Source organism: Nitrospira sp. Ecomares 2.1 (assembly GCF_965152585.1).
On the sequence record NZ_OZ224219.1, the window covers coordinates 510,936 to 536,162 of the forward strand.

Sequence of the window (25,227 nt, forward strand, 5' to 3'; positions counted from 1 at the left end):
GAAGACCACCTAATTGGAGGTACTTGAATCCTCTCCAGTGGAGGAGGAATACCAGGACGCCAGACCACAGGCGAATGCTCTGGAATGGTCGTGTAGAGAATTTTAGCCAACTGAAGAACGAAGTCAAACTTTTTGACTTATTTTACTCATCCTTTTGCCCAAGCTTTTTGGCCATGAGGAATTTGAGAATATTTAATTTGAGATATCTACGTTCTTTCATGAGAGAGCCTGAAATGTTGTCTTCTGTGATCGACGCCTTCCGGCTGGCCCAAGGGAGGGATGCTCTCATTCACTGGCGGGCTTGTTTGAGCAGAGCGAGTTAGCCCGCCCTCTTATGTCTGGCGTCCCTCCGCTTTCATGAGGCCAGACGGGGCGTCAATGGTTTTGTCTACTTTTCCCGAAAGAAAAGTAGATCGGCTGCCGGGCCGAAACCCGGCACCACAAAACATCATGTTGATACGAGAGTGGGGGAATCGGCCATCAATCATTTCATTCCCGATTCCTTCGACGAGGGAGCCAAGGATTATGTATGATCCCCAAAAAATTCTTTTCGATTATTCCAGCGCGTGTGATAAAGGAGTTTGAGGTATCGCAGGATCTGAGGGACGGCTTCAAAGGGTATAGAAATACGTGCTGCAGTTGGATCAGACCGTCGGAGAACCAAGGGGACAATCACCGGCAATCCGAGTCATGCTGTTTAGCTCAAACCTTATCCAGACAACTATTGTGAAACCAGGTTCGTTGATGCAAACGCCATTGCCTACCAGGACAGTTCGGCGGCTGACGTTGGCTTCGCTGAGTAGGGGGGCATGGGAGTTGGCGGAGGTGGATCCTGATCTGGGGGCTGTCCTCGGTCGGTTGGGCGAGCCTCCGATGTGGGGACGACAACCGGGATTCCCAGCTCTCATTCAGATTATCCTCGAGCAGCAGGTGTCACTGGCGGCGGCGCGCACGATGTACCGGCGCCTGACCCGCCATCTGGGTGCGATGACTCCGGAAGCGGTCTATGCCATCCAGATCAACGGGCTGAGGGATTTCGGACTGACGAGACAGAAAGCCGGCTATTGTTATGGTCTGGCCGTGCGGATTCTTGATGGAAGTCTTGATCTTACCGCTGTTGCCCGTAGTCGCGATGATCGGGGACGTCAGCTTTTATTGACGGTTCCAGGGCTTGGGCCATGGAGCGTGGATATCTATTACCTTATGGCGCTCCGACGTCCCGATGTCTGGCCTCAAGGGGATTTGGCGCTGGCGATGGCGCTCCGTGAAGTGAAACACCTGACGGCTCTCCCGACGAGAGATGAGCAGCAGCTTCTGGCCAGCGACTGGGCTCCGTGGCGCTCGGTTGCCGCGCGAATCTTGTGGGCGCATTACCTCGCCGCCCGAGGTCAGTACCTGCCTCGGGGTAACACCGCGATGCCAGGTCAATCCTCGCTGCACTCGCGAGGCTGATCGTTCAGGTTAGGTATCCCAGGAACATCTTTATTTCGTAGGCACATGAACAGCCCTCTATTGTCGAGGAGATCAACGCCTTCCTTTCCGCATTAGGGTTTGAGGTCTTCTTTGACGGTCTCGTTTTTCTCTTAGATAAACTTTTTCTGGCCGGGTTCCGTGGTGTCAGTTATTCCATATATAAGGTTCCTGACATCTTTGGAGACCTCATACCTTGTGTTACAAGGAGGTCCCTAAATCCTTCAGGAGCATTTTCAGGAGGTCCGATGCCCCTGCGGCGGGATTCGTAAAGCTGAAGGAGGCAGGATAGGTCTTGGACTTATTGCCCCTTGTCACTTGGATCAGGACTTTCACACCTGAAGAGGGAAGAACCGAGAGAGTGGTGCCCACAGAAATTCCCGTGACCATGGGGACATTTTCCGCGCCCTCCTCCAGAGATGTGGCGATGTCATTGAGTGCTGCATCCACGCTGTTTTTGGCATATTGGAGTATCTTCCCGTTCACGGTCAGGCCTATATTTTTTTCAGGCAGTCGGGCAATCCATTGGGGAACGTGCTTTTTAATGTCATTCAGTTGATTGACTGTCCCGGTCGCCAATATGGTGATGGTTTTAATCTTGAATCCATATCGAGATACCGTGTGAGTCTTGTTCTTTAATGCCCAATTGACGAGGGCCGTGACATCGGCGGCTAGGGTTGCTTTGGTGCTCTTGCTAAACCGCTTGCTAAACGCGCTCAGGGTTTTCAGGTAAGGCGCGACTTCTTTTGTAGCCTCCGCACGAATGTACACAGTTTTCGAAAAGGGCCATTTTCCATAGGTTTTTTTCTGCGGTAATTTCTTGATCCTCGCGTTGATCGTCTTGATCACCTGGTTGCATATCGCTACGAGCATGGCTTTTACGCCATTGAGACTTAATTCATGCCCCTTTAAGGCATCCAGGGCTGTCGTGGTTAATTGTCTTGCATTGTTCAGGGCATCCCGGGCTTCATGGCTTACTTTTTGTATTTCCCCACGCAAGGCCGTGCGCAATTCTTGCGGGATCGTTAAGTCGATAGTTGCAGTCAACGGTCCACCGGTGGCAGGCAAAATGGCCGTGAGTTTCTGGATCGTAACCCCATGAAGCGCTGCCCCTTTGATTTGAGTGGTCGTCAGGGTGAGTCCATTCTTCGAAAAGGCTATCAATCCTCCTGCGGTGAATGGTCCGTTACCTCCATAGTCCCACGTGATATCTCCCCCAATAGACATCGCGGTTTTCGATATTGTCCATGTTCCGGCGACCGAACACTTCGGGGTAACGTTAAACGTGAGTTGGGTGAAGAAGCCCTTCTTGTCGACTACCGTCAGCAGGTCGACGCCGGTCATGAGGCGGTTCTTCCACCAAATACCTGTACTGCCCTTGATACTGAGTAGAGTCGAGGTGACCGTGATCGCACCCGCAATCTTCATCGTAAAGGCATTGCCAAGTGTTCCGGTAAACTGGACGCCTGTGCCAAACCCCTTGCCGGACACTTTTGAGTCGATGGCCGCTAATCCAAAAGCACTCTGTAACGTGATGATGTTGTGAATCTCAAAGGTGCCGACTAATAGAATAATAAGTCCGTCACTGTTCGGGGGACCTTTGGTGGGTTTGGGTAAGAGGGCGGTTATTTGCTTGTCGGGCCCCGTTCCCATGGCACGAATTCTCTGCCCGAACATCTGCCCAGGCTTCGTCCGTACTTTGCCTGGTAAGATTGCATTTTTGAATTCTCGTGGAGTGGTCACAGCGAACCCGACCTCAATACTGAACGGACCAAAAACGACTCCCTCCTCACCGACGCGTGCCTCCACAGGTAGCGCGTTGACGAAATCTTGAGGGCTTCCTGTTTTGAACCCGTTGAGCAGGTTGGCCAACGATTTCCATACACTCCACGTTGGCAGTCCGGTCTTGGTGCCAAAAACCGCCCCTCCGAGATACGGAGGGAGCTGAAGGTAATTGGGTCCGATCGTGAACGGCAGTTTGAATCCTTTTGGCGCAGCGTCTGGATCTAACTTGTATGTCGGTGTGGTAAAGAAGGGAAGCAGTTGGGAAAATAGACCAATCAGGGCAAACAACCCGCCATCGGGTTGAGGGAAGGACCAACGGCTTTCGGCCTTGAGCATTTCCCAGCCGAAATATGAAATGGCGAGTTCCTTATAGAAAAGCGGAACAGGCACCGGAGAACCTGCAGGGAGCACGGCGAGTAACTGATCAATAGTGTAGGAATATTGAAAGGCTTTGCAACTTGTTTTGCCATCAATTAAATAACCGGTGGTCAGACAACCTGCGAGCGCCAACAGGTCAAAGCGGTCGAACTTGCCTTCCAATTGAAGCAGGAACAGTGAGCCACTCAGGATTTGGCCGAATGACAGCGAGGTTAATTGAATCCCCAGCAATTCAGGTAGGCCAAAGGGTGGACCGGCAAAGGGCAGTAACAATTTAAGAGGTTGAGGATTCGGATTGGCCTGTGTGCGGGTGGTCACGTCCAGCTTCATTCCACCGGTCCCGCTGACTTCAATCGCAAAGCTGAGGTCTTGGGGCATGACGAATGCAAGATACTCATTGAGTTGGCCTGGGGTTCGTTCGAGAATCGCATCACCAAGAGAGACGAGTTCATTGAGCGCGTCGATTACCACTGGCGGAATGCGAAGGGACGGAGATTTCTCCTGGAGTTTGGCAAGCCAGGGATCAAAGGTGAGCCGGTTATTCTTCACCAACGCAATATCGTCTAACGGAATGGCCTTGGGTATGAGTTCGGCCATAGGGCCCAGGCCTGCTTGTGTGAGAGCTTCTTTCAGTGGAGTCAACGGCAACTGCAAAGGTTTTTCAATGTGGAATTCTCCGGCTGCCGTCCACCCGAGCCCGTTGTAGCGAAACGTCGGCAGAGTACAGCTAAGCTCGCCGAACAAACCATTCGGCCCCAACGTGATGTGATACAGGCCTTGCTCATCCGGCTGCATGACATTGATCGGAGACCCTTGAAGTTGAGCGCTGATCCCTTTCTCCGAAAGGCTCAATTGCAGACCCGTCGCGGTGGAAAGAGGATTCTTCTGATTCCGCTTGGCGGTTTTGAAAAATTTCAACCAGGGGAGACCATTCGTCCCGACGCCAAAGACACGGTTGATCTCATCTGACACAGCCACGTCTATCGTCGCCTGCAGGGCAAGTTTAGGCTCTGTTGTCGATCCGTGGCCGAAGCGAATCTTCCAATCACGGACATCCAGCCAGAACACGCCGAGCGACACAATATTTCCGTTGATCTTAAGCGTGGGGAGTGCTGTGGGAGGCAACGGATTGTCCCACAGACGCGTCGTAGAAAATGCGACCTCCCCTCTGCCTGCGGTCAAAGTCCACTTGCGAGGCTTTTGTGGCACAAGGCTGAGCGTCGTCCCGGGAATCTTCGCGGTCAGGAACGATGGCAGGCCCGTGAATTGGGTCGTGGCATCAGCCATGATCTGCCATCCGTCTTGGGTATGATTGATGGCTAATTCATCGAACGTGAAAACGGCTTGAGGCTTGATTGTCGAAATTCCGGTTGGAATCGGCAGCTTGAGCGTATTGCCTTTTGGGCCCTTTGCATAAAAGGTAAAACCGACTTGTGTGGGGCTTGCCACGAACTCCACCGAGCCGGCGAAGTTGGCAGAGAAGCCATCAATGCTGAGAGTGAGTTTCCCCTTCCCCTCAACACGACAGGTCGCTTCGGCCTGTTTCTTGTCAGTGCCAGTCGTGCTTCTGTCCACCTGAAGACTCAAGCCGGTAATCGTCAGCTGGCCGATGCCAAGCGGGATCGTCCAGGTTTCAGGAGACTGTCCACTGAATGAGAAAGCTCCAGTGCTGGGACTCACTGAGGCCTGCAGATCGGAAAATTCTATGTCGATGGGCAAATCGGCTGGCAGGCTCACCGCCTTAAGAAATTGGCGTATAATTGAGGACAAACTTAACGACACGATAGAACCTGTGAATGAGAAGTTTGTTGCCAGTAGCTCAGACCGTACGTCGAAAATCAGCGTCCCCAAAATGGCTTGTCCCCAGAAGGCTGCAGAGACCGGGGCGTTATTCCGCTGCCTTTCTACGCGGAGCGCCATCTTCTTTATCGTTAATGTTTGGTCTCCGAGGGGAATTATCCACTGCCCGGTCAGCCCTGTTCGTAACGAGAGAAACCCGGTCTTCATCTGTGTGGACAAGACGGCGTTGGTCAGCCCCAGTGTGGAAAGGGTTTGGGGTAAGACCGCCTTTGGCAGAAAGGGCGCAAGCATCTTTGAGAGTGTGATGTCAGGGAGTCTTGTTGTGAATCCCCATCCGTCTGTCCGCGAATAGCTGGCTTCAAGAGCGATTGGCTGCCCGGCGACTTCCGTTCTGCCATTGAGAACGACAGTTGATTCGTCGGGAGACTGCGTGTCCAGTTCAAGCTGAAAGCCCAATTCCCGGAGTGTCACCGAGGCCGCACCAAGGGTGATGGGCCATTTTCCGGTCAAGTCTGCGACTAGCTCTATCTGTCGAGTACCTGCATCGGCCCGAATAAAACATTTTGAGATCACAAGATTCGTGGGGAGTGCGAGGGACACAGAAGGCAGGAAAATTTGGAGCACTTTCGCAAGGGGAAGCGTTTCGCCATCCCGTAAACCGCCAAACACGGTCAAAGAAGGAGGGCGGACAAAGGTTGTGAAGTGTGCCCCTGCTATGGTGCTCACCGCATGGATGGAAATGCCCGCCTGCCGATGCTGAGGGTCAGAGGGCGAAAAAACTTCGAATTCGAGCACGATGTTGTCCAGGCTCACCTGAGAGGGCCAAATAGACCAACTGGCAGTTGTGCCGACAGTCATTCTCATGGAGGAACGAGCCACCTCCTCAGACCCACTCGTAAGAATGGTCGTGTTTAAAGAAAGGCCGGGTGGGCGTTGAAGGGGTGTTGGGAGTTCGCTCACCATTCTCTTTCCCAGTACATCGGTCAAGGCATCGAGCCCTTTGAGGAGGGGAACGGTGGTCGGTGGAATGGCAGAAAGCTGCACGGTGAGGCCTTGGCTTTCCTGTGTAAATACGACCTCGATCCTGGCATTGGTGAACTTGTAGAAGGAGCCCCTGCCTTTAACGATTAATTGTGTGAGAGATGGGAGGAGTTCAACGCCTTGAAGGTTCAGGGATCGATCGCTTAACAAGAGCCCGAGCAGGGAGTCGACAGCCGTACAACCAGTCGTTTGCGCATTGAAAACAAGCTCAGTGCCCTTTAGGGCATTTCGAATAGACTGTTCGATTGCGGAAAGACTCATCTGTCTGAAACCTTCATGTCGGATAAGGATCTGATTTGGGAGTTTCCAGTACTTTCTCATTGAGGTGAGGTGTGTTTGGATTAATGCCATACTCCCAAAATCGTTGTTTGACGGCCTTTGAAAAGTTTTCAATTGAGTCAAATTTTGAATGTTCCTGAAAGATTTGAGCGATCAGATACGAACGGTAGGATCCGAAGGAACTGGCATCCATCACCCGAGATTTATTATCTCCGTGATTAACTGCCGGAGTATTCTTATCGATAAACCCTAGTTCAGGTGGCTCGGCTCCCTGGGCGACGCCTTTGCCTTTGATCAGACCCTGGGTCATCGGTGGAATTTTTGGGCCGATCAGTTTCATCAGTCCCGGCTCAAACCCCTCAATAATTTTCTTGACGTCTGTGATTGCAGATTCTTCATATAAATAGATAATGATGGTGTCATTTCGTCCAAGCATGGCCGGACCGGCAACTTTAGCTTCGTCAATGTTCATGTTTGGTTTTTTTGAATTCCCTTGGTCAAACACCACGGATGTAAATATTTTTTCAAAAACCGCAAGCGCGGCCTCGGTTTTCCATTCCAGGGTATTAATATAAATACGTTGAGTCACCTGCTTGTCTTCATCATCTTCATTTCGTGCCCACAGATGATAAAAGTCTTCCATCAAGTCATCGCGTAAATTTGGTGAAAATGTCCTAGGGTCCTTTGAAAGGTATACATCATGTAAGTATTTCATGAAAGGACCAATCTTCAACTTTTCGCGTGGGTCGTCAGTTGCTTGAATCAAGACCCGGTCAAAAAAATAGTCAGAAGCCCACTGCGATAATCCACAGAGTTTTTTAAAAAAACCTTTGAGCTGTGTATCTTTTTCCTCATCAGTTATGTGAGGCGTCTCTTTCTGTGTCCCTTCGTAGAGCCCATAAATGAATTCCTGTTGGCCTATTCCCGAACCGTCATATGCGGAAAAAATTTCAGATCGTTTGTCGTAGATAGTGTGTAAGAAATTATCCAGGCTGCAGGCAGAGCAAACCAAATCGCTGTTCTCAGCTCCGTTACATCCGTTATGCTTATAGGGACAGGGCATGTGAAATCTCGTCCTTGTCTGCTCTTTGCGGATCAGAGTTAAAAAATGCATTGATGGATTGGATGACGCCCAAGCTGCCTCAAGAGGGTATCTTAATTTACCTATTCAATCAAAATTTTCTGATAACTTTTACTCCACTCAGGACACCTGAGCCATTGACCGGTTCAGGCTATCGTGGCAAATTATTTCGCCTGGATTCGTTATTGTGCATGTGTGGGGTTGAGAATATTTCATTGTTGGATTTGGGTATGCGGATTCATTGGAGGCGGACGTTTGATGACAAGGTTGCACCTGCTCCACATACACAAGTCATCTCATGTTGTGAAACGCATATGACACCAAGTGCAATTGTTCGAGCATGGGTAGAGGCATTCAATCGGGCCGATGCCGAGGCACTCGCCGGCTTTTACACTGAAGACGCGGTGAATCATCAGGTGGCGAATGACCAGGTTGTGGGTCGGGCGGCTATTCACAAGATGTTCGAGGAGGAATTTGCAAAGGCGGAGATGTGCTGCATCGTTGAACGCATTTTTGAAATCGATGACTGGGCCATTCTTGGGAGTGTTGGATATTACTAGTTTCCATGGGCATATTGACCCACAGGCATGTTCCATATCAAAGGCCTCGGGGCGGTTCAAAAAAGTTTGTCCAGCAAGGCCGCAGCCATTTTTGCGCGCAGAGCGTACTTCCAGTACGTGAGCACGGAAAAATGGCGAGAACGCCGCTGGCGGCTTTTTTCAACAGACCCCTTCTTGAGTGGCGGGATCCCCTTGGGTTGCGAGGGTGCGGCTTTTTTCAGGTGGTCGATGATAAGATTGTCTTCCAACGCGGGTATTGGGACAAGCTGTCATTTCTGCGTCTACATGGTTTGCCCATTCCTGACAAGCTATGAATATCAGAATCCTGCCCTTTCGCATATAGTTGCATGGAACGTCTTGCCGTGCATTATGCCCAGGATACCGATGTTATGCGTGCATAATTTCTTAATAATATGAGGTGTCGACATTGTGAATCATGAACATCCCTCTTCGAGCACGTTGGGACGGGGCGCCACCGCTGTGATTACGCATCGTGTGCGGGACGGTCAACAAGAGGGCTATGACGCCTGGTTGAACGAAATCGGTCCGCTTTGCAGAAGCTACCGAGGCCACCTGGATTTTCAGATTATCCGTCCGATTCCCGGACTCACCGCAACCTATACGGTCATCATCCGGTTTGATACCAGGGAACACCTCCAGGGATGGATGAGTTCACAGGATCGCAAACGACTCATCGACCAGGTGCGACCCCTCCTTGTTCAAGATGATGATTTTTTTATCCGCAGTGGTTTGGATTTTTGGTTCACGCCCGAGGGCGCGAGGGCGAAGGTACCTGTCCGTTGGAAACAATTTCTCGTAACATGGTCCGCCATCTTTCCGTTGGTGCTCGTCATTCCCCTGGTTGTTGCATTGGGTCTGCGGCAACTGGGAGTACCTCAGAATCATTATCTGGACTTGCTGCTTAGCACCGGTTCGGTGGTATGGGTCATGGTCTATCTCGTGATGCCGCACTACACCAAACTGATCCAACGCTGGTTGTTTACCTGAATTCGAGAAGCACTCGCCTCGAAAATTGCTCTAAACCGTAGGCACGAGGCTGCGTTCAACTTGACGTTGTGAAGAACACGATGGGTGACTTGGTATGCCACAGAAACATTTGCTGCTGGTGGACCAGATCGGTAGACTTATAAGGAACCCAATCATCCAGAGAGAGACAGTTGGATATTTTTCCAGCTTGAAATCAGGAGGCACACTGAATGCGCAAAAGAGTTATCGGTCAGGTTCAGGAGGGAAGCGAACCGCCAGGGGATTGGCTGAATGTGGAGGAGCTTGCGGAGGTGGAAATCACCTCGGAGGACGCTGCTTTTCCAATTGAGGCAGCGTTGGTGCCCGGTGGTACTTCGGGGTGGCGTGCCGCAGGGCCGGGCAAGCAGACGATCCGGCTTCTCTTTGCCGCTCCGCAACCGCTCCGAAGGATCTGGCTTAACTTTCTGGAAACCCGCATAGGGCGGACGCAAGAGTATGTGTTGCGGTGGTCGCCTGATGGCGGGCAGTCGTTCCGGGAAATCGTGCGCCAGCAGTGGAACTTCAGTCCTGATGGTGCAACCCGCCAGACGGAAGACCATCACGTTGACCTTCCGACGGTCACGGTGCTTGAGTTGAGCGTCATCCCGGACATCAGTGGGGGCCCTGCGCTTGCGTCGTTGTCGCAGTTGCGGTTGGGCTAACTCTTGGCTCAATCGATTGTCAAAGCCTGATTGGCGGCAACGAGAAACTGCGGGAACTCCCGGCTTTTCTGTCAATGAAATCCGGCGAATTTATTGGTAACTCTCCAGGAATCAGAACTGGTTACGGATGCGGTGATAAACCATCCCACCTGATTTTGGCCTAATCCATCTGAGAAATCTCCCGGACCGGTATAAATCAGATTGAGTTCTACCATGCACCCATTGGTTGGATGATGTCTATTCAAAACTACAATTCATTTCATGCCGCATGAGATCTCCAGCGTCATCATCTTCAATGGAAACGTAAAATATCTTTTGATGGTTAAAACTTAATCGCCAGTTCCCATGAATTTTTTTCAGAGAACCTCCTCAGAAACAGAGGGACCCAAGTTTTTCTGAAAGGGACTGTTGAATATTATAAAAATTTCGCCGATTCATCAGCTTAGGAGTCAACGAGGCTCACCAGAGAAAAATAGTGGAGTGTTCAAAAAGGCCCGTCCAGCAAGGCCGCAACCGCTTGGACGAGCGGAGGGTACGGAGGAGTACGTGAGCACGGCCTAGGGGACAGAACGCCGCTGGCGGCCTTTTTCAACATTCCCTGAAAATTGGAGAGATCGGGTATGAGTTGGGAAGCAGGCCGTGGGAAGGGTTAAGAATGCTCCCTTCTATGAGGAGCTTCCTCGTCGAGGAATTCCTGTTCTTCGAAATCGGCCTGAGGTCGGGACCGTTTCTTAGAGTACTGACTGGTCAATTGGTACAAGATGGGAACAACGAATAGAATGAGAAAGGTGGCGGTTAGCATGCCGCCCACGACCACACGTGCCAAGGGCTTTTGGGCTTCGGAACCGATACCGCTTGCAAGCGCGGCGGGAACTAACCCCAGCGCGGCTCCCAGGGTAGCCATTAACACCGGTCGCATCTGTAACTCGGCTCCTGAAAGTATCGCCTCCTTGAGGGGGATGCCGTTTTGTTCCAACTCCCGGATACTGGAGACGATTAAGACGCCGCCCAGAATGGCGATCCCCAATGTGGAAATGAATCCTACGGCAGCGGAAATGCTAAAGGGCGTATGAGTCAGGACCAGAGAGAGGACTCCTCCGATCATGGCAAAGGGAACGGTGGCGAGCACGATGAAGGCGTACCGGAATGAGCCAAATGTAAGGTACAGCAAAAAGAGAATCAGGATCATGGTGAGGGGCACAACAATCATCAGACGTTGTTGTTCCTTGACCAATTGATCATATTGCCCCGCCCATTCGAGATGATACCCTTCCGGGAGTGTGATCCGGTCTTCGAGGTGTCGTTGGGCTTCTCGAATCGTGCTTACCAGATCCCGGTCCCGAATGCTGAACATAATAGGAATATATCGCTCGTGATTTTCCCGATAAATCATAAAGGCGCCGGTTTGTCGAACAATCGTGGATAATTGTTTGAGTGGAATGCCGACTCCTTCAGGCGAACTGACCTGGATCTGACCAATGGTGGTTTCGTCCTGTCGATATTGGGGAAGAAATCGAACCACTAAATCAAATCGTCGGTCCCCTTCAATCACTTGCGTGACGGCTTCCCCACCGATGGCAGCCTGAACTACGGCATTCACATCGCCGACTTGTATGCCGTACCGGGCGCAGGCTTGCCGGTCAACTTGAATCAGGAGGTTGGGTTGTCCCATGGTCCGGTTGATGCTGAGTTCCTTCACTCCGCGGATGCTTTTAAGTTCCCCCTCTACTTTTTCCGCAAGAGATTGAAGTTCTGAGAGGTTGTGACCGTACAGCTTGATTGAGTTTTCGCTCTTCACGCCCGACATGGCTTCTTCCACGCTGTCTTGGATGAGTTGGGAGAAGTTAACCTTGAGGCCGGGGATCGTCTCAAGACGGCCCTCAATTTCTTCGATCAGGCCTTCCTTGGTCAGGCCGGGGCGCCATTCATCCCGGGGTTTGAGATTGACGTAATATTCCACATTGAAAAAACTTTCGGGGTCTGTGCCATCATCCGGGCGTCCGAGTTGTGAGACTGCGGTAGCGACTTCTGGGGATTCCATAAACATGTTTCGCATACGGCTGGCCAAGGCGGCGGCATCTTCAAACCGGATATCGATCGGCATGCGAATCCGCACCCAGAGGTTCCCTTCCTCTAACGCCGGCATGAATTCTCCACCCATGAAGTTGAGTGCTAAAACGGTGACCAGCAAGAGCATACCCACCGCACCTAGTACCGGCTTTTGATGATGAAGTCCCCAACGAAGAGCGGTCAGGTAGCTCTGTCTGAGCATCGAAACCAGCTTGGGTTCCTTTTCGCGCATGGGTCCATTGAGCAGGAATGAACACATGGCCGGGGCGAGGGTACAGGCCAGCAGCAGCGAACCAGCCAGGGCCAGGCCATAGGTAATGGACATGGGCGCAAAAATTTTCCCAGGGACCCCTGTCATGGTGAAAAGGGGAATGAACGCCACCACGATAATCACCGTGGAGAATAAGATCGGTCGTCCCACATGACGGGCGGCCCTGGCAATGAGTTGAGGAGGGGTGACGCCGGGTTTGGCATGGTGGCACATGTAATAGAAAATACTTTCGACCATGACCAGGGGAGCATCGACGATAATCCCGAAATCAATCGCACCCAGAGAAATGAGATTCGCGGATTGTCCCATGATGGCCATGGCCGAAAAGGTGAACAGCAGAGCAAGGGGAATCGTACAGGCGACGATCAGGGCGGTCCGGAAATGTCCCAGGAAAAAGAGGAGAACGAGGAGCACCAATACCATCCCGTTGATTAATATGTGCACCACGGTCTCAATGACGGTGTTAATCATGACGGTCCGGTCATAAATGGTTTTGATTTGAACGCCGGGGGGAAGTTTCTTTTGGTTTAATTCCTGGACCTTTTGATTGAGGCGTTCCAGGGTAGGGAGCGCCTGGGTGTCCCGTTGTAAAAGGATCACCCCTTCCAGAGTGTCCTCCACCTCGTTAATGCCGACTTGTCCTAAACGGATCGCGGTGCCAATGGATACTTTCCCAAGATTTTCAATGAAGATGGGAGTGCCGTCCTTGACTGCCACGACGACTTTGGCCACATCATCCAGACTGTCGATAAATCCTACTCCCCTGACATTGTAACTTTGGGGTCCCAAGGCCAAATAACTCCCACCAACATTGGCATTGCTATTGGCGAGGGCGGCTTTGATCTGAGCAAGAGTGACCCCATAGGTGAGAAGGGCTCCGGGATCCAGGTCCACGTGATATTCTTTTGTGGTGCCGCCAAACGCCGTTACATCAATGATGCCGGGCACCTGTTTGAATGCACGCCGTACCTGCCAATCCTGGATCGTTTTGAGGTCGGTGAGAGAATAGCCGTCTCCTACTAATTCATATCGATAAATTTCTGCGATGGCCCACCAGGGTGAGAGTTCGGGTTTGACGCCTTCGGGCAGATCAACGGAATGGAGCCGATTCAGCACTTCTTGGCGCAAGTCATACCAATTGGTGCCAAATTCAAAATAGACCTTGAGTTCACTTAATCCAAACAGAGACAAGGAACGCACATTGGTAAGGCCGGGAATGCCCTGGAGAGCCGTTTCAATGGGGATGGTGATGATTCGCTCCATTTCCTCGGCTGACCATCCCGATTTTTGAGAAATGACTTCGACAAAGGGTGGCGAGGGATCCGGGTAGGCGACCACGTCAAGGATATGAAAGGCATAGAGTCCTCCGAAGAGGAGGAAGATCCCGAATGTGCAGACCAGAGCACGTTGGACGAGTGACAGCTCGACAAGTCTGCCGATCATGATGTCGGAGGAGAAGGGGTGGCAAGGTGTTCCGAGGACAATCCCTCGTCCTCGACATTCATATCCTGGCCTTTGAGAAGTACGGCCCCTTTGACCACGATCCTTTCGCCTGCTTCAAGGCCGTGGAGGACGGACATGTGGCCTGAGGAGGGGAATCCGGCTTTAATTGGACGCTTCAGATAATGATTGTTTCTATCCGCGACATAGACATACATCTCCCCGTCAATTTCCAGCACGGCTTCTTGAGGAATAAGTGGATAGGGGAGACTCTCGCTCAGTTTGACATTCAAACGAGCAAACATCCCGGGTTTCAGTTTGCGATCGCTATTGTTGACGACTGCTCGTATTTTAATGGTCCTGGTTGTCTGATCCACGACATCCCCGATGGCCGAAATGGTGGCGGGAAATGCCGTCTCCGGATATGCTTCGACGGTCACGGTCGCATGTTGTTTGATTTTGACAAGTCCCAGGTCTCGTTCGTAGACGTCCGCGATGACTTGTACGGTGTTTAAATCCGCTACGGTAAACAGGACTTGATTGGGGTCCCCGCTGACCGATTGCCCCGGGGTTACGGCCCGGTCCACGATGGTGCCGGAAAGGGGGCTTCGGATTTGATAGATGGACGTAATCGTCTGGTCGGCTATGGGTTTATCGAGTTCTTCTTTGGAAACCTGAAGGGCCAGGAGTTTCTCCCGGGCTCTCCGGAATTCCGCCTTGGCTTTGACGTAATCGTTTTCGGCTTGCTTTAAATCTTTTTGAGGGAGCGCTTTGATCTCATACAGGTCTTTGGCCAACCCGTAGGATCGTTGTGCGTAGGATAAATCAGAATGTTCTTTGATGAATTCCGAATACGCGGAGGCAATTTCCGGACTTTCAATGGCGACCAGGAGTTCTCCTGCTTTCACAAAAGCCCCTAATTGTCCATGGATTTTTTGTACCCGACCGATCAAGGCTGAAGAGACCTTTGAATATCGATCCTCTCCATAGGAGACTTTTCCTGCTAAGGACAACACGGGGTGGGAAGGGCCAACGGTCACTAAGGCTGTGACGATTTGGGTCTCAGGTGTTGAGGGTGCGTGAATGGCCTTGCCCATTTTTGTAAAGTTTGGGTCCGTAGTCGCGGAGGTTTCTGATGGGCTTTCCTGGCTGCAGGCGATCCCACTGAGGGTCAGGATGAACAGAACACACCGGAATACACGAGGTACGGTAGTCATGAAATGTCCTGGCCGGCAGCCCGTTCCAAGAGAAACAAGTTTCGTTGATATTCAAACAGGGCTTCCAAATAGTTTTGAAGAATGGTCTGTGAGGTGCGGGCGGCATCGAGCAAATCTATGAGCGTCACGCCACCCTTTTGATAGGCTTTTTCGAGAATGGAGAAGGTGGTTTTGGCATCGTCCAGTACTCCCGCCTGGTAGGCCTCCACCAGGCGTTGAGATTGGGTTAAATTCCGGTAATTCACCTCAATCTCATTTTGTACTTCCAGGGTCGTCTTGTGAAGATCGACTTGCGCGACTTGAATGGCGATTTCGGCCTGAGCAATGCCTCCCTGATTGCGGTCAAAGACCGGGAGGGGCACTTCCAGATTGAGGCTATACAATTGTTGGTTGCTCCCACCTTGTGGTCCCTGCATGGTGAACGCGCCTCCGACAATGGGATCGGGAATCCTCAGTGATTTGGCCAATTTTAAATTGGCCTGTTGCTGGGAAAGGACGAACCGTCTGGCTTGAAGGTCCGGACGTTTGTTCAACGCCTCCGTCCGAAGTTTTTCCATATCAGGTGTGACCCGTTTATAAATAAGGTCGGAGGTTAACACCAGATCCGTTGTGGGCGGGAAGGCCAGGAGTAGTCGGAGGTCGGCGAGTGCGGTTTGGACTTCCTGCGTATATTTGATGACCTGTGCTCCGAAATCTACTGCCTGGAGGCGCAGACGAATGAGATCTACTTCCGCAATGAAGCCTTTTTTAAAACGTAATTCCCCAATTGTTAAGATACGATGAAACCGCTCCTGATTATCTTTCGCGAGATCAAGACGCCGGGATGCCAATTGAACCTGGTAATACGTGTCTTTCAGGGTGAGCGTCAGTTGACGAATTGCATCCGTGAATGTTGCCTCGGACGCCTGGATGCCATAGCCCGCGCTTTCCATCCGATAGCCCCGTTTCCCGGCAAGTAAAAACATCTGTTCCAGCTGTGGAGTAATATAGCGAGTGCCTGAAAAGGTTTGCTTACTGGTAAATGCGGCTCCTCCATAAAGTAAAAAAGTCGGGTTGGGAAAAAGTTTCGCTGTGATGGCGTTTCCCTTGGCATTGTCAATGCCGTACTTGGTCATCAAGAGATCAAGATTTTTTTCCAAGAACAAGGATAAGGAATCGTCCAAGCTCAAGGTCACCGTGGTGGGAACTGTGCCTGGTGTCTGCTTTGAAGCTTTGATTAAATCCGGTTGCGCCCATGCAGTTTCGAATAGGCACCCCCCCATGACCACCGTAAGAAACAGGCAGTTGATGAAACGGATGAGGAATGTCATGTTGGTGGCTGGAAATGATAATCCGTTGACGAGTGGATCACCATGAAGGGGAGGAGAGTGGAGAACAAAAGCTACCCAATGGCAACCTTTCCTTCCGCATTTTGATTCCTGGGAATCGGTGGTGGGAGAAGAGATCCCAGGAAAAAAAGGAGCTTACCATATCGCCCTGGAACCACTGAGAGCAAGATGATAATTCTACCGATGTCGGAAAATTTTGCCGAAGATACGCCTAACATTTCCCCATCCCCGTACCTTCCTTTGGAATAAGAATAACTCCCTGTAAAAAAGACCTTTACGGGGTCTTCAAATTTAACTTTGCAAGAGGTATTCCATAAATTAGTTTCAGTGGCAAAGAGTGCGCTTACGAAAACCTCTATAGTAAACAACAGGTTTAAGCCGATTACAGTTGAAATGAAGGGGTTCAGGTTGGAGTAGGAAGGGACTCACGGGAAAGGCTGTTCCGGAAAGGGACAAGCTGTCATCTCCCTGGTTAGTGGAGTCAAGCGTGACGATGAGTGGTTAACTCATCCTCACACTTCTTGGGATACCTTGTAACTGGGAAAAGGTTCACTCCCGCAAGTGGAATGGATCGTTTGTGCGAATAATTTTCATTTAGCAATGGTGATGCTGGGGACATTCCCTCGTGGGGCATCGGTGACGGTCATTTGAAACAATTGATACAGAAGGCGGAACGATTCCTGATTCCATGATCGCTTTTCCTCATCAACGATGGAATAATAATGGCCCTCATGGGTGACGGAAAGTTTGGCATTGGGGCGTTCAATAGTGGATTCGATAATGTCCAAGACCCGGACCGGATTTTCTGAGACGATTCCTGTTCCTGGATCCGGATCCACATGATATTCAGGCTCATTCGCGATGGATCGACCCAGAAAATTGAGAATACCGTGAAAACTCCGGAGCCGAAAGGCCCCTTGTATCGGGTATTCGCCTCCCGGGTTGTCGGGTCGGATATCGACCAGGATATCGTTCGGCGGCCAACGATCCGCCTTGGCCTGCAGAGCCAACCGCTCTCTATTGGAAATGGTGGTGGGGTCGTAGTTCGTAATCACGGTATGCCCGATCGACCGTTTTTGAATGGTAAAGATCTGCTTATCCGCATCCACAATGACGCGATAGTTATTTTCCAGAGTTTGGAAGTCTCCGGCGGAAAAGGAGGATAACGGCAGGGTCCATTCCCGGTCATATACCAAGGGTTCTATATAGAGCTGATTGTTGTCCTGTAAACGGGAAAGATGAAGGACGATCTGTCGAAATTTGGGATATCCGATCTGATCCGCAGGTCGATTATAGTAGGCGGTTTCCTGATTGTTTGTGGTCGTACGGATTTCCCCTGCCATAAGCCGGAGGAGTAAATCAATGTCGACCCCTTGTCTTAGCAGGAGGGTCAATTTTCCTTCCCGGAGAGGAGTCAGGAGGCGTTGGGTAAAATCTTCTCCTTCAATGGGACTAATGGTAAACGTGGGGTTTTCAGCGATGCTGCCCCCAAAGATGGGCGCCAATGCAAATCCGCCATCTAATCCACCTAGTGGCGGGGTAGCCCCAGCGTGAAATTGATAATTAAAGGTGGCGGCAATGCTGGAAATGGCTGTGAAATGCACCGGTTGATGATGATGGGATCTGGCAATATTGAGGAGCAATTGTTCGACCAGGGATCTGGTTACCGAATGGTCATACGCAATGACCACATGTTCCAGAGCTTTCGGAGAAAAGCAGCCAGATAGCATGAAAGGCAGACTCCAGACTATGAGGAAGGCCAAAAAAGAGCTTCGCGTTTGTTCTTTTTTCACGGTGTCCTGTTCTTTAAAACACGTGGGGGTTTTTCTCTGTATGTTGGTCCTTACGACAAATCGAAGGATCTTTCCTGTCGGTGTTGTGCTTGGAAATGATGTTTGGATGAGAAATTTCTTTGCCCGTCCCTGAGCGTTGCATCACTAAGGTGTAACCAGAATTCCTGTAATGCGAGAGTATCAAAGCCGCGGTTTCTGTCAAGGGAAGAAGGCGTGACGAGCATGATTTCACGTGACCTAGACAGCCATTCCTTTAAGGGAGGTGTCTTCATCCCGGATAGTTGTTTTCCGGAGATCCTGCTTTCAAACCATGACCTTAGTTCTCATAATTCCCTGAGCATCAGTTAACCCAAAAGGCTGGAAAAAAGCGTGGCCAGTCCCAAAAAACTAAAAAATCCTGCCACATCGGTTACGGTGGTTAAGATGATTGATGAGGATTGAGCCGGATCTTGTTTCAGGGATCGAAGAATGATGGGAATGATTGCCCCGGAAAACCCCGCCATGACCATGGAGATGATCATAGAGACACCGATGACCATGGTTAATCCCCAGGAATGGCTCCAGAAAAATACGGCGGTACAGGTCGTTGCGGCCACAGCCACACCATTGGCCAAAGCGACATAAGATTCTTTTAAGGTTACGCGGAGCCATTGGGAAGGACGGATATCCCGTAACGCTAACCCACGCATGACCACCGCGAGCGCTTGAGCTCCCGTATTTCCTGATTGCCCGGCCACGACGGGGAGCAAGACGGCCAGGGCCGTAAATTGCGCAATCGTATCCTCGAATAACCCCACAACAAACGCCGCTAGAAATGCTGTGAGCAGATTAATTTGTAGCCAGGGAAGACGTTTCCGGATGGCGAATCCCGGCGGCGACAGGGCTCGTTCGTCCTTGCTGGCCCCCACCATGGTTTGCATGCTAATGGTGGCCTCTTCCTTTTCAACCTGAATGATATCTTGACTGCTAATGACCCCGAGCAGGCGGCCGTCCAAATCGGTGACCGGAATAGTCAGCACTTTCCATTCGTTACAAACCTCCACAACCTGTTCCTGATTTTCCAGGGGATGAATGGTGGGTATTTCTCGCTTCATCAAGACGGCCAGATTTTTCTTTGGAGAGGCTAAAAATAGATTTCTGAGGGATAGAACGCCCACGAGGACCTGGCTGCGATCAATAATGTAGATTTCATTGAGATGCTGGGTGTCATGGGTGCGAACCTGTCGGATGGCTTCCTCGACGGTCAGGTCTTCCGGGAGGGCAAAGAATTTGACATCCATGAGCATGCCGACCGAATCCTCCGAATACTCCATGAATGGTCCAATGTCGGCGGAGACATGCTGGGGTAAGGCATCCAAAATGGCTAGACGAACCTCATCAGGCATTCGCTGGAGGAGAGAAGCGGCCAAGGCGGGTTGGAGGTGAGGAAACGCACTCAGGAGTATCGGTTGTGGAATGATTTCGAGCAGGTCAGCGGCCAATGAGGGTGACATGACCGAGAGAATCTTTGCGATCAAGGGGGGGGGTAGATCGGCAAGTATGGGGATCACCTCCTGGGGATCATAGGACTCAAACACATGGGCGGCTTCATCCGGGAATTTGGCAATAAAAGCCTGATGCATCTGTTCAGTCGTTGCAGGTGTCGTCATGGTGTGTCCTGTTCTTTCTGGGGAGAATTTGGCGGTGTGGATGTGCTCAGGGCGTCTCCCAAGGCGGTCATTAGTCCGATTCCGGACAGGGAATAGGCTTCCCATAACTGGAGGAGCGCGTCGGAGAGAAAAGCCGGTTGATACTCAGCAGATCGTGACAGGAGAAATTTTCTCAATGTTCGATGTCGCAGAGCGCCAATAAAGGTATGGTCTTGATCGATGACCGGAAGGCTGTCGTATTGAGCCCATGCGGGGTGGGCGACAATATCGAGGGCATTGGCCGAGGCCGGAATTGTTTTCACGTTCTGCTGCATGATGGAAGATACTGTGGTCGCAGGTTCGGCTCCAAGCAGCTCTTTCATGAGGATGACTCCCCGTAATTTTGTTTGATGATCGATGATGTATAGATAGTAGATGGCTTGGCCGACAGTTTGAGTCGTCCGCTGTAAGGCCTTCGCCACGGTGATGTCTGGGGGAAACGTCAGAACATGCGGGTCGGCGAGGCTGCCGGCGGTATAATCGGGTAAATTGATTGATCGACGAAGATGTGCCCCGATGGCCGGGTCAACCTGATCTAACAGAGCGGCTTGCGTAGATGAGTCATACTGTCGAAGCACTGCCCGTGCCGAATGGGCGGATAATCGTCCGAGTATGCCCGCGCTGGTTGCTGGTGGGTACTGTTTGAGAATTTCGGCTGTTGGGCCGGGAAGACAATACTCCAGGAAATCGGCGATATGTTGAGGCTCCATGGTGTGCAGTATTTCTCCCGCTGACTGAGCCGGAAGTTCCTCCACGTATCGTGCCGCCTCTGATGGATGTTCCCGGATAAAGGTTTGCCGAAGCTGTTGGGCCAAATTCATCGGGTTACTCCTCTTTTGGAGAAAGAATGCTGGTGACCTCGGTAAATTGTGCGGCAGGAATCACGACCCGTCCTTTCGCCGTATCCAGGACAACGACCATGGGGGTTATGGCTGTGACGGTGCCCGTGTAGGGTCCGACCTGAATAATTTCTCCTAATCGGACAATGGGTTGAATGTAATGGGCGGCAATCAGATTTTTCACAGCTGAACGAGAACCGATTCCAAAAGATAATGCGGCCCCGGCAATGAGTCCGGCTATGAGAATGACGATGATTTGGTTTAGCAGTGACGTGTCAATCCCCAACTCATTAATAGCCGTCACCAGAACAAGCAGGGTGGCGGCGATATAAACCGTTTGCGCGATAATGGTGCCTTGCCGGATACCAGAAGAATCGCATGCGACAGAGATGAGATCACGCACAAAGTTTGTGGCCAGAAGGCCCAGCACAAGAATTAGGGTAGCCATGCCAATTTTGGGCAGATAGTGGACCAGTCCTGTTAAAGTTTCGGACAAGAGGGCTAGACTTAAGGCTTCGGTGGCGGAAATCAGAAAGAGGAGAAAGACCAGCCAAAATCCCAGAAGACCGACAATTTGGGAAATTGTTTTTTGGCTGCCGATTTTTTTGAGCATCGATAGAACACCGGTGCCGCTCAGTAGGCGATCGACGCCGATCATATGCAGCACGCGGCTCGTTCCTGCTTCAACGATTTTTCCCAATAAGATTCCCAGCCCTAACAACATCAAGGCTCCCAGACTTTTGGGGAGATAGGCCATAAACAGCTTGAAACTGTACTCAAATGATTCCTGAAGGGTTGCGGTCCAAAGGGTGATATCCACGGGATTGACCTCCTTAGAAATAAATAAACAGAAACAGGGTCTACATTTCGACAAAGAGCCAGGCGGGGAGGGAGACTAAATTCCTTATTGCCCCTGCTGGATCGATGAATTTCACGGTGTGTTCAATCATCATGAGAGGGAGGGTCCTCTCTGGGGTGGCATTCGGCGTTGTGAGCTTGCCTATTATTTCGTGTGGGTTCTTTTTTTTTCTCTGCCCTCAACAATTAATTGAGGGGGAGGTGAGAAGGTTCCGGGTTCTCAGGTGTCTCTCCCGATGCGGGTGGTGCGTTCAACGGAGAGTCCCCGAGAGGTTCGGGTTCGGTGGAGGACTGTATGGGTTGGGCCGGTTCAGGGACCGGTCGTGTGAGTTTGTTGACTTTTATAACTGGTGGGTCATTCACAAAGGGTTCATATTGCTTGACGTCCAACGTGACCGAGTCCTGTTCCTCCACAAGTAAATCAATCTCCGGAACCTGTTTTTGAAAGGTGGCCAGGATGGTGCCGTTTTGCGTGGTGACCGTCATTAACAATCGGTCCTGCTGGCGTTCCTTATGCGTGACCGTCCCGGTCAGGGGATGAACTGTTTCCTGAAGAAACTGGGGTAGGTAGGGTTGAGCGTATCGGGAGACAAGAACCGGTGCCCCTAAACCCAATCCTATTCCTAAGACAAACACCGCCATGTAGACCATCAAGGATTTCATAAATATATTCTCCTGAGTTGCAAAAGAATTTGTGAGCTCTACCTAATTCAGGCCAAAAATCAGGTGAAGAGCGTTGGACCTCGCCAAAAATGAAAGACTCGCAGCCACACAGGGTGCCTCCGGTTCTGTCGCATGGACCTTTCCTGGCCTGTTGACGTGTAATGGCCGTTTTTCAATTTTTGGGGAAATCGCGGCTGGCGCCTGGATCGTTATCTGTTAAGTGTTCGTGGGGCAACATAGAAAGAATGATTGCAACACTGTATGGTGCGAGGTGATCCGGTTGTAAGGTCGTCTTTTTGGGAGACATAAGTCGTCTGTTTGTTCATTCTAGCAATGCTATGAGAGCTTCTCAAACACCGTGTGGGCAAGATGAAGACAGCATGCAAGAGGAATTATATTCAGATATATCTTAACGCTTTCGAAAACCTTCCTATCCGATTGACGATTGGGGCATTATGTCCCGGTCGATACGATGGGCAAGGGTATGGGGGTTCGGAGGTGAAGGTCCCTTTGAGGGAAAGGAATTTCCACACCATTCTTCCGAAATTTCTTGACGATGGCGCAATTTATATCGGATTGAACCTGCCTCCTGCCTTGGGGATCTTCCACCCAGGCTGTTAATCGCATGTTCCAGGCGGAATCTCCGAAACCCATAAGCCAGGCCTTTGGCTCCGGGTGCGGTAACACCATAGGGTTTTCTTTTGCTGCTTCCAAAAGTGACATGATCACCTTGTCTAAATCTGAATTGTAAGAGACTCCCACCTCAATCTCCAAACGGGTTTTCGGGTCACCGTGCGACCAATTGATAACCGTGGAAGAGATAAATTCGGAGTTGGGAACGACGATCGCCACGTTGTTCAGAGAACGAATAGTGGTGGATCGAATGTTGATTTCTGCTACATCTCCCTCAGTGTTTCCCACGGTGATGCGGTCTCCAATTTGGATATGTTGTTCGAATAGCAACATGAGTCCCGCGATGAAATTGGACGTCAGGTTTTGCAGGCCGAATCCGATTCCGACGGAGAGAAATCCAAAAATGACGACCAGACCGCTCAGGTCGACGCCGATGACTTGAAAGGCAATCACGATTCCGATAAGGAGCAGGAAATATTGAATAATCCGGGTTAAGGTGTATTGTGTCGCCTTGGGCATCTTCGAGCGTTTGAGTAATTGGTTGCTAAGAAAACGTCGTATCAGGGTGTTGATGATCATAAAACCACCCATGATGAACACAAAAAATGCCAGAGACGAGAGGGTAATCGGGGTCTGGTTGACGGTGAATAAGGGATAGGTGAAAAAGTGATCCAATGCGTTCAGGACCGTTGAAAGATCCATAGTTATGCTCCTTTGAGGTGGTATGGATATACCGCCAGGTTGTTATTGAAGAAACTCTTTTAGAGGGGGCATGGCCGTGTTGGGTTAGATGAATAAACCAGAAAAATGTCATAAAAGATAGAGGTGAAAAAACGGAAGGAAGAGCTTGAGACAGATGAAGTATGCCACTTGAGATGAAAGGCTTGTGAGAGGACAAGGAAGTGTAGCTTAATATTAAGGCCTCATGAGACCAAAGAAATGCCAGATAGAACAGAGTCTGAAGTGGTCAAAATAAGTGAGACACTTGTTTAGGGGAAACTTCAACCCGAACAGGGTGAGATGTGAGACGGACACAACAAATTTTTTATGAAAAGAGATAGATAGTTGGTGAGAGCATGACCAGAGAACATCAGGCACGGAGTCGAGAAGTGCCACTCAGACACATGTGCCCAAAATTTTACAATGTTTTTACGGTTAAGCTGTTCAGGGAGTGAGTGTGGTAATCAAAGGAAGGACCAGGCGGCTGTGTGTCATTAAAAAAAACTAGGCGGAATAGAAGGGACATCATTGATGATGGCTTAGATGCGAGTACCCAGATTAGGCGTCGATGTAATCAACCCAGGTTTCTTTTTCCGCCAGGTATGCCTGGCCTTTGAAATTGAGGCGGGTGCGCATGGCGGAAAATCCCAATTCACGAAGTTGATCTGTAATGTCCTTCAGTGTTTCCTGCACGGTTCGATAGACTTGTGACTGGAGATTCAGCGCTTCGTACATGACTGTTCCCGAGTATCCGCGTTCCACCCGTTTAATTGGGATCATTCGGTTGAAATATCGGTCACTAGGGTCCATGCCCTCCAATTGATGCTTTTCGACGACGGCATTTTTGACTCGAAAGGATAAGGGAAGCGATGTCATGTGCTCTAGCTCCGGCTTAACGATAGGGTATAGGTGTTTTTCTTTCTATAGAAACGGATTATAGGCTGCCTCGATGGGGGTCGCAAGCGTGGTTGACTTCCCTCAGAATCCCAACGTACCCTTCCCTACGTTTGGGAAAAATTCGTTTGCGAGAAAGGGGTTGTGGCGAAATGCTCCGCGAGTCATCGGGTGCCGACATTCCAATCAACCTTCCCAACAGTCTCACCGTCCTTCGGATTCTCCTTGTTCCTGTCTTTGTTGGGTTTTTGCTCTACGAATACTATGATTATGCCCTGGTGACATTGTTAGTCGCGGCATTGACCGATGGGCTGGATGGGGCAATAGCCCGTATCACCGATCAGCGCACTCGCCTCGGCGAGTATCTCGATCCTCTGGCTGACAAATTACTCCTCATGTCGGCCATTGTGACCTTATCTGTGCTCCACTTCATCCCTGTCTGGGCAGTAATTCTTGTGGTGAGTCGCGACGCCATTCTCCTCACGGGGACCATATTGGCTAATTTAACCGAAATCGACATCGATATTACTCCCACCTGGTTGGGAAAGGGTACCACCTTTGCACAAATTTGCTATGTCATCATGGTGATTCTCTTTGCGACCGGGCGTGTTCCTTCCGAAAGCATCATTCCTTTTCTTTCCGTAATGGTCATCCTGACAACCGGTTCTGGAGTGCATTATCTATTTCGCGGTATTCAACGGCTCAATTCTTCAGGCAAGGGATAAGAGTAC

At 50.7% G+C, this 25,227-nt stretch carries 17 protein-coding genes and 1 pseudogene; 6 read left to right on the top strand and 12 right to left on the bottom strand.

Annotated features, from left to right (window positions below):
• The first annotated feature begins 630 nt into the window (after positions 1 to 630).
• The gene (locus ACWHYD_RS02305; protein WP_447964330.1) at positions 631 to 1,452 is read left to right on the top strand and encodes a DNA-3-methyladenine glycosylase family protein; all 822 of its coding nucleotides are present in this window, start codon (positions 631 to 633) and stop codon (positions 1,450 to 1,452) included.
• A 219-nt stretch (positions 1,453 to 1,671) separates the two neighbouring features.
• Here ACWHYD_RS02305 and ACWHYD_RS02310 read toward each other — a convergent pair whose 3' ends face one another.
• Both ACWHYD_RS02310 and ACWHYD_RS02315 read right to left on the bottom strand, forming a co-directional pair.
• Positions 1,672 to 6,735, bottom strand: coding sequence for a hypothetical protein (locus ACWHYD_RS02310; protein WP_447964331.1), 5,064 nt, complete (start codon positions 6,733 to 6,735; stop codon positions 1,672 to 1,674).
• A 13-nt stretch (positions 6,736 to 6,748) separates the two neighbouring features.
• On the bottom strand, positions 6,749 to 7,816 hold the full coding sequence (locus tag ACWHYD_RS02315) for a T3SS effector HopA1 family protein (protein ID WP_447964332.1): 1,068 nt from the start codon (positions 7,814 to 7,816) through the stop codon (positions 6,749 to 6,751).
• 332 nt (positions 7,817 to 8,148) lie between these two features.
• On the opposite strand from ACWHYD_RS02315, the gene ACWHYD_RS02320 reads away from it, so the two are divergent.
• From ACWHYD_RS02320 to ACWHYD_RS02335, 4 genes and pseudogenes are all read left to right on the top strand, one after another.
• Complete coding sequence (locus ACWHYD_RS02320; RefSeq protein WP_447964333.1) at positions 8,149 to 8,394, top strand: YybH family protein; 246 nt, start codon at positions 8,149 to 8,151, stop codon at positions 8,392 to 8,394.
• A gap of 170 nt (positions 8,395 to 8,564) precedes the next feature.
• Positions 8,565 to 8,708, top strand: a pseudogene (locus ACWHYD_RS02325) (steroid delta-isomerase); the annotation flags it as partial.
• A 115-nt stretch (positions 8,709 to 8,823) separates the two neighbouring features.
• The gene (locus tag ACWHYD_RS02330) at positions 8,824 to 9,402 is read left to right on the top strand and encodes an antibiotic biosynthesis monooxygenase (RefSeq protein ID WP_447964334.1); all 579 of its coding nucleotides are present in this window, start codon (positions 8,824 to 8,826) and stop codon (positions 9,400 to 9,402) included.
• Positions 9,403 to 9,611: 209 nt separating this feature from the next.
• A complete protein-coding gene (locus tag ACWHYD_RS02335; RefSeq protein WP_447964335.1) occupies positions 9,612 to 10,082 on the top strand; it encodes a carbohydrate-binding protein in 471 nt (156 codons plus the stop codon).
• A gap of 649 nt (positions 10,083 to 10,731) precedes the next feature.
• Here ACWHYD_RS02335 and ACWHYD_RS02340 read toward each other — a convergent pair.
• From ACWHYD_RS02340 to ACWHYD_RS02385, 10 genes are all read right to left on the bottom strand, one after another.
• Positions 10,732 to 13,866 carry an efflux RND transporter permease subunit gene (locus ACWHYD_RS02340; RefSeq protein WP_447964336.1) on the bottom strand — a complete coding sequence of 1,045 codons (3,135 nt, stop codon included), beginning with the start codon at positions 13,864 to 13,866 and terminating at the stop codon, positions 10,732 to 10,734.
• Complete coding sequence (locus ACWHYD_RS02345) at positions 13,863 to 15,080, bottom strand: efflux RND transporter periplasmic adaptor subunit (RefSeq protein WP_447964337.1); 1,218 nt, start codon at positions 15,078 to 15,080, stop codon at positions 13,863 to 13,865. Before ACWHYD_RS02345 ends, ACWHYD_RS02340 begins: the two co-directional genes overlap by 4 nt.
• Positions 15,077 to 16,390: a TolC family protein gene (locus tag ACWHYD_RS02350; protein ID WP_447964338.1), complete on the bottom strand. Its 1,314-nt coding sequence runs from the start codon at positions 16,388 to 16,390 to the stop codon at positions 15,077 to 15,079. Before ACWHYD_RS02350 ends, ACWHYD_RS02345 begins: the two co-directional genes overlap by 4 nt.
• Before the next feature lie 608 nt (positions 16,391 to 16,998).
• Complete coding sequence (locus ACWHYD_RS02355; protein WP_447964339.1) at positions 16,999 to 18,138, bottom strand: hypothetical protein; 1,140 nt, start codon at positions 18,136 to 18,138, stop codon at positions 16,999 to 17,001.
• Between the two features lie 407 nt (positions 18,139 to 18,545).
• On the bottom strand, positions 18,546 to 19,850 hold the full coding sequence (mgtE, locus tag ACWHYD_RS02360; protein ID WP_447964340.1) for a magnesium transporter: 1,305 nt from the start codon (positions 19,848 to 19,850) through the stop codon (positions 18,546 to 18,548).
• Entirely contained in the window at positions 19,847 to 20,710 is an 864-nt protein-coding gene (locus ACWHYD_RS02365) for a CBS domain-containing protein (protein ID WP_447964341.1), read from the bottom strand. The genes mgtE and ACWHYD_RS02365 overlap by 4 nt, the downstream gene beginning before the upstream one ends.
• A gap of 4 nt (positions 20,711 to 20,714) precedes the next feature.
• Complete coding sequence (locus tag ACWHYD_RS02370) at positions 20,715 to 21,548, bottom strand: mechanosensitive ion channel family protein (protein ID WP_447964342.1); 834 nt, start codon at positions 21,546 to 21,548, stop codon at positions 20,715 to 20,717.
• Between the two features lie 224 nt (positions 21,549 to 21,772).
• On the bottom strand, positions 21,773 to 22,249 hold the full coding sequence (locus ACWHYD_RS02375) for a hypothetical protein (RefSeq protein WP_447964343.1): 477 nt from the start codon (positions 22,247 to 22,249) through the stop codon (positions 21,773 to 21,775).
• A 453-nt stretch (positions 22,250 to 22,702) separates the two neighbouring features.
• The gene (locus ACWHYD_RS02380) at positions 22,703 to 23,584 is read right to left on the bottom strand and encodes a mechanosensitive ion channel family protein (RefSeq protein WP_447964344.1); all 882 of its coding nucleotides are present in this window, start codon (positions 23,582 to 23,584) and stop codon (positions 22,703 to 22,705) included.
• A gap of 576 nt (positions 23,585 to 24,160) precedes the next feature.
• Complete coding sequence (locus tag ACWHYD_RS02385) at positions 24,161 to 24,478, bottom strand: hypothetical protein (RefSeq protein ID WP_447964345.1); 318 nt, start codon at positions 24,476 to 24,478, stop codon at positions 24,161 to 24,163.
• Positions 24,479 to 24,648: 170 nt separating this feature from the next.
• Between ACWHYD_RS02385 and ACWHYD_RS02390 the strand changes: the two genes are divergently transcribed.
• A complete protein-coding gene (locus tag ACWHYD_RS02390) occupies positions 24,649 to 25,221 on the top strand; it encodes a CDP-alcohol phosphatidyltransferase family protein (RefSeq protein ID WP_447964346.1) in 573 nt (190 codons plus the stop codon).
• Positions 25,222 to 25,227 lie beyond the last annotated feature (6 nt).

Bases quoted from the DNA above. Each gene is read 5' to 3' on its own strand.
- ACWHYD_RS02310 (WP_447964331.1), bottom strand. From the start codon at position 6,735: ATGAGTCTTTCCGCAATCGAACAGTCTATTCGAAATGCCCTAAAGGGC.
- ACWHYD_RS02315 (WP_447964332.1), bottom strand. From the start codon at position 7,816: ATGCCCTGTCCCTATAAGCATAACGGATGTAACGGAGCTGAGAACAGC.
- ACWHYD_RS02320 (WP_447964333.1), top strand. From the start codon at position 8,149: ATGACACCAAGTGCAATTGTTCGAGCATGGGTAGAGGCATTCAATCGG.
- ACWHYD_RS02335 (WP_447964335.1), top strand. From the start codon at position 9,612: ATGCGCAAAAGAGTTATCGGTCAGGTTCAGGAGGGAAGCGAACCGCCA.
- ACWHYD_RS02340 (WP_447964336.1), bottom strand. From the start codon at position 13,866: ATGATCGGCAGACTTGTCGAGCTGTCACTCGTCCAACGTGCTCTGGTC.
- ACWHYD_RS02345 (WP_447964337.1), bottom strand. From the start codon at position 15,080: ATGACTACCGTACCTCGTGTATTCCGGTGTGTTCTGTTCATCCTGACC.
- ACWHYD_RS02350 (WP_447964338.1), bottom strand. From the start codon at position 16,390: ATGACATTCCTCATCCGTTTCATCAACTGCCTGTTTCTTACGGTGGTC.
- ACWHYD_RS02355 (WP_447964339.1), bottom strand. From the start codon at position 18,138: ATGCTATCTGGCTGCTTTTCTCCGAAAGCTCTGGAACATGTGGTCATT.
- mgtE (WP_447964340.1), bottom strand. From the start codon at position 19,850: ATGACGACACCTGCAACGACTGAACAGATGCATCAGGCTTTTATTGCC.
- ACWHYD_RS02365 (WP_447964341.1), bottom strand. From the start codon at position 20,710: ATGAATTTGGCCCAACAGCTTCGGCAAACCTTTATCCGGGAACATCCA.
- ACWHYD_RS02375 (WP_447964343.1), bottom strand. From the start codon at position 22,249: ATGAAATCCTTGATGGTCTACATGGCGGTGTTTGTCTTAGGAATAGGA.
- ACWHYD_RS02380 (WP_447964344.1), bottom strand. From the start codon at position 23,584: ATGGATCTTTCAACGGTCCTGAACGCATTGGATCACTTTTTCACCTAT.
- ACWHYD_RS02385 (WP_447964345.1), bottom strand. From the start codon at position 24,478: ATGACATCGCTTCCCTTATCCTTTCGAGTCAAAAATGCCGTCGTCGAA.
- ACWHYD_RS02390 (WP_447964346.1), top strand. From the start codon at position 24,649: ATGCTCCGCGAGTCATCGGGTGCCGACATTCCAATCAACCTTCCCAAC.